General features: G+C 55.3%; 18 protein-coding genes. 13 read left to right on the forward strand and 5 right to left on the reverse strand.

All coding sequences use genetic code 11. The features are described from left to right. Positions 1-100 precede the first annotated feature (100 nt). Positions 101-1,237, forward strand: coding sequence for a PQQ-dependent sugar dehydrogenase (locus NIM72_RS18165; RefSeq protein WP_253421441.1), 1,137 nt, complete (start codon positions 101-103; stop codon positions 1,235-1,237). Positions 1,238-1,383: 146 nt separating this feature from the next. On the opposite strand, the gene NIM72_RS18170 is transcribed toward NIM72_RS18165, so the two are convergent. Further along, positions 1,384-2,040: an HAD family phosphatase gene (locus NIM72_RS18170; protein ID WP_161734288.1), complete on the reverse strand. Its 657-nt coding sequence runs from the start codon at positions 2,038-2,040 to the stop codon at positions 1,384-1,386. Between the two features lie 272 nt (positions 2,041-2,312). On the opposite strand from NIM72_RS18170, the gene NIM72_RS18175 reads away from it, so the two are divergent. Further along, on the forward strand, positions 2,313-3,515 hold the full coding sequence (locus tag NIM72_RS18175) for a serine hydrolase (RefSeq protein WP_253421443.1): 1,203 nt from the start codon (positions 2,313-2,315) through the stop codon (positions 3,513-3,515). Positions 3,516-3,828: 313 nt separating this feature from the next. Here the strand turns inward: NIM72_RS18175 and ybjG are convergent, their stop codons facing one another. Both ybjG and NIM72_RS18185 read right to left on the reverse strand, forming a co-directional pair. Continuing rightward, complete coding sequence (gene ybjG / locus NIM72_RS18180; protein WP_253421445.1) at positions 3,829-4,434, reverse strand: undecaprenyl-diphosphate phosphatase; 606 nt, start codon at positions 4,432-4,434, stop codon at positions 3,829-3,831. A gap of 402 nt (positions 4,435-4,836) precedes the next feature. Next, the gene (locus tag NIM72_RS18185) at positions 4,837-6,525 is read right to left on the reverse strand and encodes an aspartate:alanine antiporter (protein WP_013357276.1); all 1,689 of its coding nucleotides are present in this window, start codon (positions 6,523-6,525) and stop codon (positions 4,837-4,839) included. 258 nt (positions 6,526-6,783) lie between these two features. Here NIM72_RS18185 and ybjM point away from each other — a divergent pair, with 258 nt between their 5' ends. Beyond that, entirely contained in the window at positions 6,784-7,149 is a 366-nt protein-coding gene (gene ybjM / locus NIM72_RS18190) for an inner membrane protein YbjM (RefSeq protein ID WP_161734282.1), read from the forward strand. Positions 7,150-7,237: 88 nt separating this feature from the next. Here the strand turns inward: ybjM and NIM72_RS18195 are convergent, their stop codons facing one another. Beyond that, positions 7,238-7,501, reverse strand: coding sequence for a GrxA family glutaredoxin (locus tag NIM72_RS18195; RefSeq protein ID WP_003849263.1), 264 nt, complete (start codon positions 7,499-7,501; stop codon positions 7,238-7,240). A 254-nt stretch (positions 7,502-7,755) separates the two neighbouring features. Here NIM72_RS18195 and NIM72_RS18200 point away from each other — a divergent pair, with 254 nt between their 5' ends. The 10 genes from NIM72_RS18200 to rlmC all read left to right on the forward strand — a co-directional run bounded on the left by NIM72_RS18200 (position 7,756) and on the right by rlmC (position 16,516). After that, positions 7,756-8,007: a DUF1418 family protein gene (locus tag NIM72_RS18200; protein WP_161734280.1), complete on the forward strand. Its 252-nt coding sequence runs from the start codon at positions 7,756-7,758 to the stop codon at positions 8,005-8,007. 16 nt (positions 8,008-8,023) lie between these two features. Then, on the forward strand, positions 8,024-8,746 hold the full coding sequence (nfsA, locus tag NIM72_RS18205; RefSeq protein WP_161734278.1) for an oxygen-insensitive NADPH nitroreductase: 723 nt from the start codon (positions 8,024-8,026) through the stop codon (positions 8,744-8,746). A gap of 20 nt (positions 8,747-8,766) precedes the next feature. Further along, on the forward strand, positions 8,767-9,669 hold the full coding sequence (gene rimK, locus NIM72_RS18210) for a 30S ribosomal protein S6--L-glutamate ligase (RefSeq protein WP_161734276.1): 903 nt from the start codon (positions 8,767-8,769) through the stop codon (positions 9,667-9,669). 87 nt (positions 9,670-9,756) lie between these two features. Then, positions 9,757-10,236, forward strand: coding sequence for a YbjN domain-containing protein (locus NIM72_RS18215; protein ID WP_161734274.1), 480 nt, complete (start codon positions 9,757-9,759; stop codon positions 10,234-10,236). 384 nt (positions 10,237-10,620) lie between these two features. Then, positions 10,621-11,730: a spermidine/putrescine ABC transporter substrate-binding protein PotF gene (gene potF / locus NIM72_RS18220; RefSeq protein WP_161734272.1), complete on the forward strand. Its 1,110-nt coding sequence runs from the start codon at positions 10,621-10,623 to the stop codon at positions 11,728-11,730. Positions 11,731-11,853: 123 nt separating this feature from the next. Further along, entirely contained in the window at positions 11,854-12,987 is a 1,134-nt protein-coding gene (gene potG / locus NIM72_RS18225) for a putrescine ABC transporter ATP-binding subunit PotG (RefSeq protein ID WP_161734270.1), read from the forward strand. A 9-nt stretch (positions 12,988-12,996) separates the two neighbouring features. Further along, entirely contained in the window at positions 12,997-13,959 is a 963-nt protein-coding gene (gene potH, locus NIM72_RS18230; RefSeq protein ID WP_161734268.1) for a putrescine ABC transporter permease PotH, read from the forward strand. Next, a complete protein-coding gene (gene potI / locus NIM72_RS18235; RefSeq protein ID WP_013357282.1) occupies positions 13,956-14,801 on the forward strand; it encodes a putrescine ABC transporter permease PotI in 846 nt (281 codons plus the stop codon). Before potH ends, potI begins: the two co-directional genes overlap by 4 nt. Before the next feature lie 75 nt (positions 14,802-14,876). Continuing rightward, positions 14,877-15,344 (forward strand): YbjO family protein, encoded by a 468-nt coding sequence (locus NIM72_RS18240; protein WP_222924281.1) that lies wholly within the window; start codon positions 14,877-14,879, stop codon positions 15,342-15,344. Positions 15,345-15,385: 41 nt separating this feature from the next. Further along, positions 15,386-16,516: a 23S rRNA (uracil(747)-C(5))-methyltransferase RlmC gene (gene rlmC, locus NIM72_RS18245; RefSeq protein WP_253421446.1), complete on the forward strand. Its 1,131-nt coding sequence runs from the start codon at positions 15,386-15,388 to the stop codon at positions 16,514-16,516. A gap of 18 nt (positions 16,517-16,534) precedes the next feature. On the opposite strand, the gene NIM72_RS18250 is transcribed toward rlmC, so the two are convergent. Beyond that, the gene (locus NIM72_RS18250) at positions 16,535-17,266 is read right to left on the reverse strand and encodes an arginine ABC transporter substrate-binding protein (RefSeq protein ID WP_253421448.1); all 732 of its coding nucleotides are present in this window, start codon (positions 17,264-17,266) and stop codon (positions 16,535-16,537) included. Positions 17,267-17,327 lie beyond the last annotated feature (61 nt).

Consider the following 17,327-nt stretch of genomic DNA (forward strand, 5'->3'; position numbering starts at 1 on the left):
GCACATCCTTGTCGCCCTGTTTAATCTTTTGTAAATCCTCAGGTTCACCACGCAGCGGATGACTACGCTTAAGGGCACGCTATCCCGTCAGGAGAACCTTATGTCCCGTTTTTCGACTGCTCTTGTGCTCGGCGGCGCGCTGCTTTGCGCCTCACCACTGTTTGCCGCCGACGTAAAGGTCGAGGTACTACAGGATAAGTTACAACATCCATGGTCTGTTGCCTTCCTGCCCGACAACAAAACGCTGCTGATTACTGAGCGTAGCGGAGCGCTGCGCAGCTGGAGTCCGCAGAGTGGCCTGTCGCAGCCGATCAAGGGTGTACCAAAGGTCTGGGCAGAACGGCAGAGTGGTCTGCTGGACGTGGTGCTGGCACCCGATTTTGCGACCAGCCGTCGCGTCTGGCTCAGCTACACTGAGGCGAACAGCAGCGGCAAAGCGGGTGCCGTCGTGGGTGTCGGGACGCTGAGTCCGGATAACCGGCAACTCAGCGATTTCCGCGAGGTAGTCCGGCAGACGCCGATGCTCTCCAGCGGCAACAATATCGGCACCCGGCTGGCGTTTGATACCCAGGGATACCTCTGGATCGCGTTCGGCGATAATTTTGTCAGCAGCGCAGCCCAGGATCTCGATAAGCTGCAGGGCAAGTTGCTGCGGCTCAACGCCGATGGCAGCGTGCCGGACGATAATCCGTTTGTGAAAAAGCCCGGCGCGCGGCCAGAGATCTGGGCCTATGGTCTGCGTAATCCGCAGGGACTGGCGCTTAATCCCTGGACCGGCACGATATGGGAAAATGAACATGGCCCGCGCGGTGGCGATGAAGTGAATATCATGAGCCGTGGCAAAAACTACGGCTGGCCGCTGGCGACGTACGGCATTGACTACAACGGCGATAAAGTGCCGGAATCAAAGGGCACCCATGCTGCAGGCACCGAACAGCCGCTTTATCACTGGAAGGATTCGCCGGCCATCAGTGGTATGGCATTTTATAATAGCGCCCGTTTTCCGCAGTGGAAGAATTCGGTGTTCATCGGGGCACTGAAAGAGAAAAACCTGATCCGTCTGAGTCTCAACGGCGAAAAAGTGGTGGAAGAGCAGCGCCTGCTGGGCGATCAGATGGCGCGAATCCGTGATGTGCGGCAGGGACCGGATGGCTGGCTCTATGTGCTGACCGATGAGGCCAATGGTAAGCTGCTGAAAGTGGGATTAGCGCAGGACGCTGGCGCGTCCCGCGGCTAAGAGCAAGACCTGGCAGACGATTTTATTTGTCAGTCTGGACCAGAGCAGTGCTCACAACCAGCACGTAATCCGTACGTGCTGGTTGTTGCGCGTAGTTCGTGTCCCGACTGACTGAAACAACGATGTCTGCCAGGACAGGCTCTGGATTATCGCGCCCAGTGATAAACCTGCCAGCCGCGGTTTAGCGCTTCCTGGTGCAGCTGTTCATCCGGATTGATAACGTGGGCATGATCGGCCTGCTTCAGCAGTGGCAGGTCGTTCATGGAATCGCTGTAGGCCCAGGTACGGTTAAAGTTCTCCTGCTGCTGCAGCGCTTTCCAGTCACCCAGGCGGGTCACTTTGCCCTCTTTGTAGGTCATGGTACCGTAGGTGTTGCCGCTGTAGCGCTCATCCACGATCTCAACGCCAATCGCCAGCGCGCCGCAGGCACCCAGCTTCTCAGCAATCGGCACCACCAGATGTTCACCACTGGCGGAGATGATCATCACTCTGTCGCCGCGTGCCCGGTGCCACTCAATGCGCTCGCGTGCTGCAGGATAAACGCGTGGCATGATGTCACGGTGAATGAAGCGGCGCACCCAGCCTTCAACGGTCAGTGTCGCCATGCCTGCCAGAGGGGAGAGTGTTTTATTCATATACTCTTCAATCGACAGCGTACCGGCATAATACTGATTCATTAATGCCTGTTCCTGATCAATCAGTTCGCTGGGGGCAAATCCCTGTGATACCAGCCAGCGCAGCCACAGGCTGGTGCTGTCTTCACAAATCAGTGTTTCATCAAGATCAAAAAGGGCTAAGTCCATGGGGGGTCTCCTCGGCTGACTGGCTTTCAGGTTAGCCGATAATTGTGACGGGCTTAACGCTTCTGCGAAAAATCGGAATTTCACGCAGTTTTGAAAGTGACAGACGTGGGGAAAAGCGACACGCGCGCGGCCCTTATGCCAGGGTTACTCTACTAAACTCTAAAAAACTTTACGATTCGGCGGTTTTTTTCACTGCCGTCAACGGTTAGCGTTTGAGTGAGAATTTTCTGCCCCTGGAATTTCGATTTAACAAGGACAATCCGGCCAAGCCCATGACAAACTCTTGCTTCACATCTCGCCTGCGGCACCTCGTTGCCACTTCATTACTGATTATCGCCCCCCTTAGCGCTTTTGCTGAGCAGGCTCCCGCTGCGCCCGGCATTGATGCTAAAGCGTGGATTCTGATCGACTACGCCAGCGGTAAAGTGTTAACCGAATCCAGCGCCGATCAGCGTCTCGATCCTGCCAGTCTGACCAAGATGATGACCAGCTACGTAGTCGGTCAGGCGATTAAAGCGGGCAAAATCAAACCGGATGACCTGGTCACGGTGGGACAGGATGCCTGGGCGACCGGTAATCCTAAGCTGCGTGGCTCTTCGTTGATGTTCCTCAAGCCGGGCGATCGCATTCCGGTGCATGAGCTGAACAAAGGGATTGTGATCCAGTCCGGCAATGACGCCTGTATTGCGCTGGCAGATTATGTGGCGGGCAGTCAGGATTCCTTTATCGGCCTGATGAACAACTATGTGAAGGCGCTGGGACTGCAAAATACCCACTTTATGACGGTGCATGGTCTGGATGCAGAAGGCCAGTACAGCACGGCCCGAGATATGGCGCTGATTGCCCAGGCGCTGATCCGCGATGTGCCCGAAGAGTACGCACTGAATAAAGAGAAAGAGTTTACCTTCAACAATATTCGCCAGATTAACCGTAACCGCCTGTTGTGGAGCACCAACCTTAAGGTGGATGGCGTCAAAACCGGTCACACCTCCGGCGCGGGTAATAACCTGGTGGCTTCCGCGACCGAGGGCGATATGCGCCTGATCTCGGTGGTGCTCGGCACCGCCAGCGACGCGATTCGTTTCCGCGAAAGTGAAAAGCTGCTGACATGGGGCTTCCGTTTCTTTGAAACGGTAACGCCGATTAAAGCGGATGCGCCGTTTGCGCAGCAGAGGGTCTGGTTTGGTGATAAGAGCCAGGTGAATCTGGGCGTGGCGAAAGATGCCGCGCTGACCATCCCGAAAGGGCAGATGAAGAACCTGAAGGCGAGTTTCAGACTCACTACGCCACAACTCGAAGCCCCGCTGAAGAAGAATCAGGTGGTTGGTACCATCGACTTTCAGTTAGACGGTAAGACGATTGAGCAGCGGCCGCTGGTGGTGATGCAGGATGTGCCGGAAGGCGGCTTCTTCAGCCGGATGATTGATTTTGTGATGATGAAGTTCAACGGCTGGTTCGGGAAGTGGTTTTCATAAGTAAGCAGGGACGCTGATGTGTCCCTGAGTTGTTGATTCATGCTTCTCAAATAGCGGTCATATCGCGCCTGCTCAGGGAACACGGTCAGATCGGAAAGACGCTAAGGCCAGTCCCTGACATGCCCGGCCCGCGCAATTACGCACCTCATCCCTGAGGTGCGCCCGTAGCCGGGCCAGCGCGTTGCGTTGTTCAAAAACGCCTGGCGTTTTTATCCATGCCGCGGGACGCTTCCTCTTCTGACCGTGTTCCCTTCGCGTTAATTTTATACGTTGCTGTGAGATCCTGATTCAGGCATATGAGCAGCCACTTATTTTAATTCTGCGTCCAGCCCTTACGAATCGGCACGGCAAACAGCGCCCGATAGAGTGGGTTGATCACCGCCAGCATCCGCTCGCCGTAGAACTGCCACGCCAGATGTGACGCCAGACAACTCAGCAGACCCACCAGGAATCCACCCAGCATATCCATTGGCCAGTGAACGCCCAGGTAGACCCGCGACCAGGCGATGGCGCAACCCGCCACCATCAGCACCACGCCTGACCAGAGGCGATGCCAGAAAATAAATGCCAGAGCAAAGGTGAATATTGTTGTGCCGTGATCGCTGGGATAGGAGTCATCGGCGGCGTGAGGCAGGAACTGATAACCGTAGCCAATGGCGAAAGGGCGGGGATGCGGCAGCAGATGACCCACACACCAGGAGATTGCCAGCGCATAGATCAGCGCCATACCGGTTTTCAGTACCAGCGCCCGCTGCGAAGAAACCTGATCGCGCGGTCCCCAGAGCCACATCGCGACGATTAACATCGGCACAATGGCGATCAGATCTCTGGCAATAAAGGTCGCCAGTTGCAGCAACCAGGTGGGTGACGCCGGTGTGGCATTGATGGCAGTAAACAGTGCGTGGTTCAGCTCTTCCATTTCGGGATAAATTCCTCAGCAGACAGGCCGGTCATCAGCGTCAGGTAACATCCGGTCACCCAGGCTCGATAACAGCGGCAAATAAACGTTCAGCGACAGCGCGCCCAACCAATCAAGCAGCACAATTTGCTAACTTATCAGAGCGCTATCCTGCTTTTTGTCGGCCAGTTCGTCTATGGAAAGGCTCTTAATCTCATGATGAGTTGCACAACTGTTTAAGTTTTATGACGGTTTGAGAGTTGATTCCGGTATGGAAGCGCGGGATGGGACGAAAAAAGGCATAAAAAAACCCGCCGGGAAAAAGACCAGCGGGCTCCACAATTTGGGGATTTCAAAGAAAAGCAGTGGCACTTATTATGACTATCGCTTAACAATAAAGTTCTGGACGTCAGCAAAAAAATTTTATAGGGGCAGTATCGGCCAGATAATCACAATCAGCGTCCCCGCCAGCGTCAGTAACACGTTAGCGATCGCATAGGTTCCGGCATAGCCCAGCGCCGGAATATTACTGCGTGCCGTATCGCTGATGATCTCCATAGCCGGTGCGCAGGTTCGCGCGCCCATGATGGCCCCAAACAGCAGGGCGCGGTTCATCCGCAACACATAGGCACCAAACAGATAGCAGATGATCACCGGAATCAGGCTCACCAGCAGACCGCACAACAGCATCAGCGCACCGTCGCTGCTCAGGCCGTGATTAATCCCGCTGCCGGCGCTTAATCCTACACCCGCCATAAATACCATCAGGCCAAACTCTTTCACCATGGTAAGCGCGCCTTGCGGAATATAGCCAAAGGTCGGATGGTTGGCGCGCAGGAAGCCGAGCATGATACCGGCGAAGAGCAGACCCGCCGCGTTACCGATACCAAAACTGAAATTGCTGAACTGGAACGTAATCAGACCAATCATCAGACCCACGATAAAGAAGGCACAGAAGGCCAGGAGATCGGTCATCTGACTGTGAATCGCGATAAAGCCGATGCGATCTGCCACGCTTTTTACCCGTCGCGCCTCGCCGCTGACCTGCAGCACATCACCTTTGTTGAGCATGATGCTGTCGTCGATCGGCATCTCAATCTGACTGCGTATTACGCGGTTCAGGAAGCAGCCGTGATCGGTAAGGTTTAACTTGCTGAGGCGTTTGTTTACTGCGTTATGGTTCTTCACGACGATCTCTTCGGTGACGATGCGCATATCCAGCAGATCGCGGTCAAACACCTCTTTGCCGTTACGGAAGCTGGGGTCGAGCCGGGCATGTGCATCGGGATAGCCGACGAGCGAGATATCATCACCAAGCTGCAGCACCGCATCCCCATCGGGACTGGCGAGAATACCATTGCGGCGGATACGCTCAATGTAACAACCTGTCTGACGATAGATACCCAGCTCGCGCAGGTTTTTGCCGCCGCTCCACGCCACCAGTTCCGGGCCCACGCGATAGGCGCGGATCACCGGCAGAAAGACTTTACGCTGGCTGTCCGCATCCAGACCGCGTTCCCGGGCAATCTGCTGCGCACAGGTCGGCAGATCCTGATGTTGCAGACGGGGCAGGTAGCGTGCGCCGAAAATAAGACTGACCAGGCCGATCAGATAGGTCACGGCATAACCGAGGCTCAGCTGATCCTGCATCAATCCAAGCTGCTTTGGATCGCTGATGCTTTGCCGCAGGGTATCACCCGCCCCGACCAGCACAGGGGTTGAGGTCATCGACCCGGCCAGCATGCCGGCGGTAAGACCAATATCCCAGCCAAAGAGTTTACCCAGCCCCAGTGCCAGCAACAGCGCGCTGACCACCATGACGATGGCGAGCATGAAATAGTTTTTGCCGTCGCGAAAGAAAATAGAAAAAAAGTTGGGACCCGCTTCAACACCAACACAAAAAATAAACAGCATAAAGCCCAGACTCAATGCATCGGTATTGATCGCGAAGTGCTGCTGCCCTAATAAGAGCGAAACCACTAATACGCCAATCGAATTTCCCAGCTGAACCGAGCCAAGACGCAACTTGCCCAGACAGAGGCCGAGCGCTAAAACGACAAATAATAACAAAATGTCATTTCCGCTTAACAATCCTGCGACGTTAATATTCACTGTTTAACTTCTTGTTTACGTGTAACCTGTTGAAGAGTGGCCTGTTTTTCGCTATCGTGAGCAAGCCGTTGAGGTGCTGTTGTATCAACACTGCAAATGGAACCGTTATCGCGGCGCTATTCTAATCACAAATATCTTTCACAGCCATTGGCTGTTTTCATTCGTTGCCACAACGAACTGTTTATTTTTATTTCCACCAGAACGCATCAGGGATATCAGCAGGTTATTGTCGGGGTTACTTTTAATCAGTGGGGTGGTATGCCGCAGCGTTCTTATCTCTGGACTACCCGCCTGTGCGGCGTGGTGATGTACAGTCTGGTGTTTGTTTTTACCTGTCACTTCTGGCAGGTCGGTCCCGGCCCGCTTCGTGGTCAGCCCGAATTACTGCTCTTTATGTTACCTGGTATTGTGATGGCGTTGATGCAGGTGGAAAGCCCGTTAAAAAGCACGCTGCTGATGGGGCTCTGGGGAACGTTGCTGGCAGCACTGCTGCTCAATAACAGCCTGTTTATTCACAGCAGCGGACTGTTTGCCATCGCATGGAGTCTCAGTGCGCTGTTCTGGGCAGGCTGCGGGGCGTTGCTGGTACGGTTAATGCAGATTGTGATGGCGTCGCTCAACTAAACGGTGCCGGATGGCTGGCATCAGCCAGAGAGCAAAAAGGCGAGACAGGAAAATCCTGCCTCGCCTTTTTCATTCAGGTTATCTGCGCTTACGCGACAAATCCCAGATTCTCTTTGGTCCAGGCCGCAAACTCGGTGTAGCCACCAATATGTTTTTCGTCCACGAAAATCTGTGGCACGGTACTGACCGGTTTACCGGCGCTGGCTTCCAGATCGGCTTTAGTAATGCCTTCTGCATTAATATCAACATACTGATAGCTAAAGTCATCGCGCTCCGCGGTCAGTTTGTCGGCCAGTTCATGGGCACGGACACAGTAGGGACAGCCCGGACGACCAAAAATAACAGCAATCATTGAGAACTCCTTGCAGCGACTATTATGTGATGCGTATCACATAATCAAACAGAGAATGGCAACCATCATGCCCGCTCGTATCGCTTAAGGAAAGCAGGATTTGCCTGTTAGTCTGATGCCCGCACGCTATTGCCGCCGTTCAGGAAGCGTCTGAAACAAGAGCTTTTTCACAACGGCAGCCCGTGTAACCCGCGCAATTTTTGGGTCGTTGGCCATAATTGACGCTCAGTAAGCCGCAAAGGCAGGAGGAAGTGATGCAGAGTGTGGCCAGATTACCCCGGTTTATTCTGGTGCTGGAGGCGGCTGGCGGCCTGTTAATTCTGGGTGCGCTGCTGCTGATCAACCACTGGCTGCCGCTGCCAGACAAGGCTGATGCCAGAACGCTGGCTACCGTGCTGTTCATCGCCGGCGTGGTGCTGATGCTGCCTGCTGCCTGGCTATTGATGTGGCGCACCGCGAAAGCTATCGCGCCACAGCTGTTTAATCAGATTGATAAAAAAAGATAATGTTGCTGGAGACTTTATGACACCGACCATTGATTTACTGTGCAGCCACCGTTCAATCCGCGCCTTTACTGACCAGCCGGTCAGCGAAGCCCAGCGTGAAGCGATTATTAATGCGGCGCAATCGGCGTCCACATCCAGCTTTTTACAGTGTTCTTCCATTATCCGTATCACCGACAAAGCGCTGCGTGACAAGCTGGTGACGCTGACGGGCGGACAGACGTGGGTCGCGGATGCGCCTGAGTTCTGGGTTTTCTGCGCTGATTTTAATCGCCACCTGCAGATTTGCCCGGATGCGCAACTGGGACGTGCCGAGCAGTTGCTGCTGGGCTGCGTCGACACCGCGCTGATGGGACAGAACGCGATGGTCGCAGCGGAATCGCTGGATCTGGGCGGCGTCTTTATCGGCGGCATTCGTAACAGCATTGCGGAAGTGACCGAGCTGCTGGGCCTGCCAAAATTTGTGCTGCCGCTGTTTGGTTTCTGCCTGGGGCATCCGGAGTCAAAGCCGGACGTCAAACCGCGTATGCCGCATGCGATGCTGGTGCATGAAAACCGCTATCAGCCACTGGATCCGGCAGTGCTGGCAGAATACGACAGCCGCACAGAACTCTATTATCAGCAGCGCGACAGCAACCAGCGTAGCGAAACCTGGAGCGAGCTGATTCAGCGGCTGATCGTTAAAGAGACGCGTCCGTTTATGCTCGACTATCTGCATCAGCAGGGCTGGGCCACGCGTTAATCCATCAAGGGAGAGCTGCGATGAAGATAGCCATTTTGTCGCGCGATGAGACGCTCTACTCCAGCCGACGATTGCGTGACGAGGCCGCCGCGCGCGGCCACGAGGTGCAAATCATCGATCCGCTCTCCTGCTATATGAATATCAATCCCGCCTCACCGGCGGTTCACTATTGTGGTGAACCGCTGGGCCATTTCGACGCCGTTATTCCGCGAATCGGCAACGCCATTACTTTCTATGGCACGGCAGTGCTGCGACAGTTTGAGATGTGCGGCAGCTATCCGCTGAATGAGTCCGCCGCCATAACCCGCACCCGGGATAAATTGCGCTCGCTGCAGCTGCTGGCACGGGAAGGCATCGACATGCCGGTCACCGGCTTTGCCTCTTCACCCGATGACACTGACGATCTGATCGCCATGGTGGGCGGCGCGCCGCTGGTGGTTAAGCTGGTGGAAGGCACGCAGGGCATCGGTGTGGTACTGGCGGAAACGCGTCAGGCGGCGGAGAGCGTCATCGATGCTTTTCGCGGCCTGAACGCCCACATTCTGGTGCAGGAGTTTATTAAAGAAGCACAGGGACGAGATATTCGCTGTCTGGTGATCGGCAATCAGGTGGTGGCAGCAATAGAGCGGGTGGCGAAAGAGGGCGATTTCCGCTCTAATCTGCATCGCGGCGGTAAAGCGTATCCGGTGGTCATCACGCCTCAGGAGCGGCAGATCGCCGTGCAAGCAGCGGCCACGCTCGGGCTGGAAGTCGCCGGTGTCGATATTCTGCGCGCTCATCGCGGTCCGCTGGTGATGGAAGTGAACGCCTCGCCCGGTCTGGAAGGCATCGAAACCAGCAGCGGCCTTAACATTGCCGCGCTGATGATTCAGCGGATTGAGCAGCAGGCCATCCCCGGGCTCCGTCCTAAAACCGCTGGCTGACACGCGCTTTTCAGCAGTTTTCGTGGCATCGCCGCGCATTTTTCCGTAAGCTAAGTCGCCTGTTTATCACCCCACTGGGATTTTACGATGGATTCTCTTGTCGTTCCGGATATCGACCTGCTGCGTCGCTGGCTGGATCAGCAAAATATCACCTGGTTCGAATGCGATGCCTGTCAGGCACTTCATCTGCCGCACATGCAAAACTTCGATGGGGTGTTTGACGCCAAAATCGATCTGGTCGACAACGTCATTCTGTTTTCGGCGCTGGCTGAAGTGAAGCCGACGGCGCTGATTCCACTGGTTGGCGATCTGTCGCAAATTAATGCCAGTTCACTGACGGTGAAAGCCTTTATCGACATTCAGGATGATAATCTGCCGAAGCTCATTGTCTGTCAGTCAATGACCACTACCGCCGGATTAACCTTTGGTCAGTTCTCACACTTTATGAAACAGAGTGAAGAGCAAATCTCCATGGTCATCCTGGAAGCCTTTGCCAATAATCTGCTGATTGTGGGTGAAGAAGAAGAGCACGTTGCGGTGACCAGCGTTCATTCTGTGCTGCACTAAGCCCGACATGGTCGCCCACTAAGCCGTCCCTGAGACGGCTTTTTTATGCCCGCGATTTGCCGCCCCCTTTTTTTATTCTGCACTTTGCCCTTTACCGCCAGATATTTGTCGTGGTTTATGCCATCAAAGCCGAACCTCATAGCTCAAACATGCATAAAATATCGGTTTCAGGCGTTTTTTACGCTGGGGTCTGGTGAAGCCTGACCGGGGGGGCTATGCTTGCGGGGCTGTAACAGACGTGTAACTGCGTCCCAGCTATAGGATTTTGCTATTAAACTCCCGCTGAATAATGATTCATTGTGTCACTGACGTCTTGTACAGAACGCAATGCAGGGATCTCAGGTTTGCAGCGTTGAAATGACCCGCTCAGGAGGATGGAAAAATATGTTCAACTCACGTCAGAAATGGCTGTCAGCTGTAGTAGCTGCTGCGCTGATGGCCGCGTCGGCCACCAGTATGGCGGAAGATAAAACGCTGCACGTCTACAACTGGTCCGATTATATTTCGCCAGATACCGTGCCAAACTTTGAAAAGCAGTCCGGCATTAAAGTGGTCTACGATGTGTTTGACTCCAACGAAGTGCTGGAAGGCAAACTGATGGCGGGCAGCACCGGCTACGATGTCGTGGTGCCATCCTCCAGCTTCCTGGCGCGTCAGCTGCAGTCCGGGGTATTCCAGCCGCTGGACAAAAGCAAACTGCCTAACTATAAAAATCTCGATCCGGCGCTGATGGAAAAAGTGGCGCAGCACGATCCGGGTAACAAATATGCCATTCCTTATCTTTGGGGCACCACCGGTATCGGTTACAACATCGACAAGGTTAAAGCCGCACTGGGCGCTGATGCGCCGGTCAACAGCTGGGATCTGGTACTGAAGCCGGAAAATCTGGAGAAGCTGAAAAGCTGTGGCGTCTCCTTCCTGGATGCGCCAGAAGAGATCTTCGCCACCGTGCTCAACTATCTGGGCAAAGACCCGAATACCTCTGATGCCAAAGAGTATTCCGGCGCGGCGACCGACCTGCTGCTGAAACTGCGTCCGAATATCCGCTACTTCCATTCATCGCAGTACATTAACGATCTGGCTAACGGTAACATCTGCGTCGCCATCGGCTGGTCGGGCGATATTCTGCAGGCGAAAAACCGTGCCGACGCAGCGAAAAATGGTGTGCATCTGGGCTACAGCGTGCCGAAAGAGGGGGCGCTGGCCTTCTTCGATATGATGGCAATTCCTAAGGATGCCAAAAACCTCGACGGTGCCTACGCCTGGCTGAACTACATCATGGATCCGAAAGTGATCGCTGATGTCTCCAACAAAATGAATTACGCCAACGGCAACAAAGCGTCGCTGCCGCTGATCAATGCCGACGTCCGCAACAACCCGGGTATCTTCCCGACGCCAGAAGCGATGTCGAAATTGTTCGTGCTGAAAGTCCAGGATCCGAAACTGGATCGTGTGCGTACGCGCGCATGGACTAAAGTAAAAAGTGGTAAGTAATTCGTCCTTAACGGATTGACCTGTCACGCATCAGCAACAGAGGCGCAGTGTCGGCCTCTGTTGTGCCATTTTTAGCGGCGGATTTTGCCGCCATGTTCCGCCTGGCTCCGGAGAGAACCCTTTGTGAACGATGCCATTCCCCGCCCTCAACATAAAACCGCAAAGGCCTTAACGCCGCTGCTGGAGATCCGCAATCTGACCAAATCCTTTGACGGCCAGCACGCCGTGGATGATGTCAGTCTGACCATTTATAAAGGTGAAATCTTCGCTCTGCTGGGCGCATCGGGCTGCGGCAAATCCACGCTGCTGCGTATGCTGGCCGGTTTTGAGCCGCCCACCAGCGGCCAGATTGTGCTGGATGGACAGGATCTGTCGCACGTTGCTCCCTATCAGCGTCCGATCAATATGATGTTCCAGTCCTACGCGCTGTTCCCGCACATGACGGTGGAGCAGAATATCGCCTTTGGTCTGAAGCAGGATCGGCTGCCGAAAGGGGAGATCACCAGCCGCGTCGCCGAAATGCTGGCGCTGGTGCATATGCAGGAGTTTGCGAAACGCAAACCGCATCAGCTCTCCGGTGGTCAGCGTCAGCGCGTGGCGCTGGCACGTAGCCTGGCGAAACGGCCAAAACTGCTGCTGCTGGATGAGCCGATGGGCGCACTGGATAAGAAGCTGCGCGACAGGATGCAGCTGGAAGTGGTTGATATTCTGGAGCGTGTGGGCGCGACCTGCGTGATGGTGACGCACGACCAGGAAGAGGCAATGACGATGGCGGGCCGTATCGCGATTATGAATCGCGGTAAGTTCGTGCAGATTGGCGAGCCGGAGGAGATCTACGAGCATCCGACCAGCCGCTACAGCGCCGAGTTTATCGGTTCGGTTAACGTCTTCGAAGGTTTGCTGCGTGAACGTCAGGCAGATGGCCTGGTAATCGACAGCCCCGGCCTGATGCATCCGCTGAAAGTCGATTCCGATGTCTCTGTGGTGGATAACGTACCGGTGCATGTCGCGCTGCGTCCGGAAAAAGTGATGTTGTGTGATGAGGTGCCGGCCAATGGCTGTAACTTTGCGGTGGGTGAAGTGGTCCACATCGCCTATCTCGGCGATCTCTCTATCTTCCATGTCCGTCTGCACAGCGGACAGATGATCAGCGCACAGTTGCAAAACGCGCATCGCTACCGCAAAGGGTTGCCGACATGGGGGGATGAAGTCCGTCTCTGCTGGGAAAGCGACAGTTGCGTGGTGTTGACGGTTTAAGGAGCGGCTATGAGCCAGATTTTTCAACGCGCCAAAGCGCCCGCCCGACTGGTCGGCACGCCGCTGCAACGCTGGGCCACGCGGGTAAAAATGCAGCATGGCCGCAAGCTGGTCATTGCTCTGCCTTATGTCTGGCTGGTGCTGTTGTTTCTGTTACCGTTTCTGACGGTACTGAAGATCAGCTTTGCGGACATTGCGCGGGCTATCCCGCCCTACACCGAACTGGTGAGCTGGGCAGATGATCAGTTCAGCATCGTGCTCAACTTCGGCAACTACCTGACGCTGACCGACGATCCGCTCTACGTCGATGCCTATCTGCAGTCGCTGAAAGTGGCGGCGATCTCGACCGTGATCTGTCTGCTGATTGGCTATCCGCTCGCCTGGGCCGTGGCGCACAGTAAACCCTCGATGCGCACCATCCTGCTGCTGCTGGTGATTTTGCCGTCGTGGACCTCGTTTCTGGTGCGCGTCTACGCCTGGATGGGGCTGCTGAACAACAACGGTATTCTGAACCGCTTCCTGCTGTGGCTGGGCGTGATTGATCATCCGCTGGTTATTCTTTACACCAACACCGCGGTCTATATCGGTATCGTCTACTGCTATCTGCCCTTCATGGTGCTGCCAATCTACACCGCGCTGACCCGTATCGACTACTCGCTGGTGGAAGCCTCACTGGATCTGGGTGCGCGTCCGCTGAAGACCTTTTTCAGCGTGATTGTGCCGCTGACCAAAGGCGGCATTATTGCCGGGTCGATGCTGGTGTTTATCCCGGCGGTGGGGGAATACGTGATCCCTGAACTGTTGGGTGGGCCGGACAGCATCATGATTGGTCGTATCCTGTGGCAGGAGTTCTTTAACAACCGCGACTGGCCGGTGGCTTCCGCGCTGGCGGTGATTATTCTGCTGATCCTGATTCTGCCGATCATCTGGTTCCATAAGCATCAAAACCGTGAAATGGGAGAGAAGGCATGAATAATTTGCCAACTATTCGCTCGCCCTGGCGTACCGGCATTCTGGTCTGCTGCTTCCTGTTCCTTTATGCGCCGATGCTGCTGCTGGTGGTTTACTCCTTCAACAGCTCACCGCTGGTAACGGTGTGGGACAGCTTCTCATTCCACTGGTACAAAGTGCTGTTTGAGGACAGCGCGATGATTGACGCGGTGCTGCTGAGTCTGAGCATTGCCGGGCTGTCGGCCACCATGGCGGTGGTGCTGGGCACGCTGGCGGCGGTCATCATCGTGCGCTTTGGTCGCTTCCGTGGGCACAACGGTTTTGCCTTTATGCTGACGGCGCCGCTGGTGATGCCCGATGTGATCACCGGTCTGTCGCTGCTGCTGCTGTTTGTGGCCATGGGCAACGCTTTTGGCTGGCCAAGTGAGCGCGGCATGCTGACCATCTGGCTGGCGCACGTCACCTTCTGTACCGCCTATGTGGCGGTGGTGATTAACTCGCGTCTGCGTGAACTGGACCGCTCAATCGAAGAGGCGGCGATGGATTTAGGCGCGACGCCGCTGAAGGTCTTTTTCGTCATTACCGTGCCAATGATTGCGCCGGCAATTGTCACCGGCTGGCTGCTGGCGTTTACTCTGTCACTCGACGATCTGGTAATCGCCAGCTTTGTGACCGGGCCCGGCGCCACCACGCTGCCGATGGCGATCTTCGCTACCGTACGCCGCGGCGTGAACCCGGAAATCAATGCGCTGGCTTCCCTGATCCTGTTTGTGGTCGGTTTAGTCGGTTTTATCGCCTGGCGATTCATGGCACACGAAGAAAAACAGCGTTTAAGCGATATTCAGAAAGCTAAACGTGGCTGAAATACGTAACCTTTGCCACTATATGAACGGGCCGGTTTAACCGGCCCGTTTTTCGATCAGGTGGAGTCAGGGACTATGTCAGAAATCTTCAAAAGCAGTGCAACGCTTTCAGACGCACCGGTTCCGGTGACGGTCGCGGGCATTGCCATTATTGCGACCCGCTGCCTGAGCGTACTGATGCTGGCCAATGAGCTGGGTTATAATGAAATCGCCAACTTTGTTCACCGCAGCGCCCAGTCCTGGGACTCTACGCTTATCTTTATCGCCAGCCAGCTGATCTTCCTGTTCGAACTGCGCTGCGCCTTTACCCTGATGCGCGGCAGTAACCGTGGCCGCTGGGGCTATGTGGCCACGCAGGGGGTTGTGCTGATCTATATGCTGTTCGCCTCGCTGGGCGGGATTTACCCGGAGATTTTCAGCATCGATGGCGACAATAACGCCCAGATTATCCACCATACCCTGTCGCAGAAAATCCCCGATCTGGTGGTGCTGATGCTGCTGTTTCTGCCTGCCAGCAGTCGCGCTTTTTTCAGGAAGCGATGATACAATCGCGCTCCGCCCGACCCCATCGTTAAGGCTTTACCATGCACTGCGCGCTTTATGACGCTAACCGTTGCCGCTCCTGTCAGTGGCTGGAAAAACCCTATCCCATTCAGCTAGGCGACAAACAGTCGATGCTGGAACAGTTACTCGCCGATCAGCCGGTTGCGTCCTGGTTGCCGCCAGTGACATCACTGCAGCAGGCATTCCGTAACAAAGCCAAAATGGTGGTCAGCGGTAGTGTGGAGCGTCCGGTACTGGGTCTTGTTCACCGTGATGGTGAGCCTGTCGATCTCTGCGACTGCCCGCTCTATCCCGCCAGCTTCCAGCCGGTGTTTGCAGCGCTCAAACCGTTTATCGCCCGTGCCGGGCTGACGCCCTATAACGTGGCGCGCAAACGCGGCGAACTGAAATTCCTGCTGATTACCGAAAGCCAGCAGGGCGGCATCATGCTGCGCTTTGTCCTGCGCTCAACCGCCAAACTGGAACAGCTGCGCGCGGCATTGCCGTGGCTGCAACAGCAGTTACCGCAGCTGGTAGTGATTTCTGCCAACATTCAGCCGGTGCACATGGCGATTCTGGAGGGAGAGGAGGAGATGGCGCTGACGCCTGCGCAGTCGCTGGCAGAGAACTTTAATGGCGTGCCGCTGTGGATCCGCCCACAGAGCTTCTTTCAGACCAATCCGCAGGTTGCCAGCGCGCTCTATGCCACCGCGCGCGACTGGGTGCGTGCGCTGCCGGTTAACAGCATGTGGGATCTCTTCTGCGGCGTAGGCGGTTTTGGCCTGCACTGCGCGACACCGGAGATGGCGCTGACCGGCATTGAGATCAGTGCTGAGGCGATTAAATGCGCCCAGCGTTCTGCTGAGATGCTGGGACTGAAAAACGTGCAGTTTGCGGCGCTGGATTCGACGGCGTTTGCGACCGGACGTGACGCGGTGCCGCAGCTGGTGCTGGTGAACCCGCCGCGCCGTGGGATCGGTGAGGCGCTGTGTGATTATCTCAGCCAGATGGCCCCGGATTATCTGCTCTATTCAAGCTGTAATCCGCAGACCATGGCGCAGGATATTGCCCAACTGAATGACTATGAGGTCACGAAGGTACAGCTGTTCGACATGTTCCCGCACACCGCGCATTTTGAAGTGCTGACGCTGTTAACCCGCCGTCAGCACTGAGTCCGGTAATCCCCGAAGTTACTCCGGGAACCATTTCTGATTGAGCTGCTGCCAGCTGCCGTTGGCTTTCAGTTCAGTCAGTGCCTGATTGAACCGATCGCGCAGCGCCGTATTACCTTTACGCACAGCAATGCCCAGGCCGGTGCCGAAGTAATCTGCATCTGTAACATGTTCACCGACCGTCGCGAGATCCGGATTGGTCTTCAGCCACTGATTCACTACCGCGCTGTCGCCAAACACGCCATCCAGCCGGCCACTCTTCATATCCAGAATCGCATTCTGATAACTGTCATACGCCACCACTTTCACGTCCGGATGCTTATCCTGCAGGTATTTCTGGTGGGTAGTGCCGTTTTCAACGCCTATGCGTTTGTCTTTCAAATCACCGAAGCTGCTGAACTTACCTTTCTGCGCAATCACAATGGCGGAATTAGCGTAATAGGGCTGGGTAAAATCGACCTGCTTGCTGCGTTCCGTGGTGATATCCATACCAGAAATCACAGCGTCATAGCGGCGGAACTTCAGTGAGGGGATCAGGCTGTCGAAGGCATTGTTCGTGAAGGTACACTCTGCTTTCATCTGGTGGCACAGCGCCTTAGCCAGATCGATATCGAATCCGACGAGGTTATTTTCTTTGTCCAGAGATTCAAATGGCGGATAGGTTGCTGAAGCGGCGAAGCGAATCGTTTCCGCGGCCTGAGCGGTCACCGCCAGCGAAGCCAGCGCAGCAGCGATAATCCATTTTTTCATTTTATGATTCCTGTGATGTGGTCAGCCAGAGAAGGCGATACCCTGCCATAAAATGAATTTT

The sequence above is a fragment of the Pantoea sp. B550 genome (assembly GCF_024158165.1).
Classification (GTDB): Bacteria; Pseudomonadota; Gammaproteobacteria; order Enterobacterales; family Enterobacteriaceae; genus Pantoea; species Pantoea alfalfae.

What these genes read in the sequence shown, in the direction of transcription:
- NIM72_RS18165 (WP_253421441.1), top strand. Translation starts at nt 101, where the DNA reads ATGTCCCGTTTTTCGACTGCTCTTGTGCTCGGCGGCGCGCTGCTTTGC.
- NIM72_RS18170 (WP_161734288.1), bottom strand. Translation starts at nt 2,040, where the DNA reads ATGGACTTAGCCCTTTTTGATCTTGATGAAACACTGATTTGTGAAGAC.
- NIM72_RS18175 (WP_253421443.1), top strand. Translation starts at nt 2,313, where the DNA reads ATGACAAACTCTTGCTTCACATCTCGCCTGCGGCACCTCGTTGCCACT.
- ybjG (WP_253421445.1), bottom strand. Translation starts at nt 4,434, where the DNA reads ATGGAAGAGCTGAACCACGCACTGTTTACTGCCATCAATGCCACACCG.
- ybjM (WP_161734282.1), top strand. Translation starts at nt 6,784, where the DNA reads ATGCCGCAGCGTTCTTATCTCTGGACTACCCGCCTGTGCGGCGTGGTG.
- NIM72_RS18195 (WP_003849263.1), bottom strand. Translation starts at nt 7,501, where the DNA reads ATGATTGCTGTTATTTTTGGTCGTCCGGGCTGTCCCTACTGTGTCCGT.
- NIM72_RS18200 (WP_161734280.1), top strand. Translation starts at nt 7,756, where the DNA reads ATGCAGAGTGTGGCCAGATTACCCCGGTTTATTCTGGTGCTGGAGGCG.
- nfsA (WP_161734278.1), top strand. Translation starts at nt 8,024, where the DNA reads ATGACACCGACCATTGATTTACTGTGCAGCCACCGTTCAATCCGCGCC.
- rimK (WP_161734276.1), top strand. Translation starts at nt 8,767, where the DNA reads ATGAAGATAGCCATTTTGTCGCGCGATGAGACGCTCTACTCCAGCCGA.
- NIM72_RS18215 (WP_161734274.1), top strand. Translation starts at nt 9,757, where the DNA reads ATGGATTCTCTTGTCGTTCCGGATATCGACCTGCTGCGTCGCTGGCTG.
- potF (WP_161734272.1), top strand. Translation starts at nt 10,621, where the DNA reads ATGTTCAACTCACGTCAGAAATGGCTGTCAGCTGTAGTAGCTGCTGCG.
- potH (WP_161734268.1), top strand. Translation starts at nt 12,997, where the DNA reads ATGAGCCAGATTTTTCAACGCGCCAAAGCGCCCGCCCGACTGGTCGGC.
- potI (WP_013357282.1), top strand. Translation starts at nt 13,956, where the DNA reads ATGAATAATTTGCCAACTATTCGCTCGCCCTGGCGTACCGGCATTCTG.
- NIM72_RS18240 (WP_222924281.1), top strand. Translation starts at nt 14,877, where the DNA reads ATGTCAGAAATCTTCAAAAGCAGTGCAACGCTTTCAGACGCACCGGTT.
- rlmC (WP_253421446.1), top strand. Translation starts at nt 15,386, where the DNA reads ATGCACTGCGCGCTTTATGACGCTAACCGTTGCCGCTCCTGTCAGTGG.
- NIM72_RS18250 (WP_253421448.1), bottom strand. Translation starts at nt 17,266, where the DNA reads ATGAAAAAATGGATTATCGCTGCTGCGCTGGCTTCGCTGGCGGTGACC.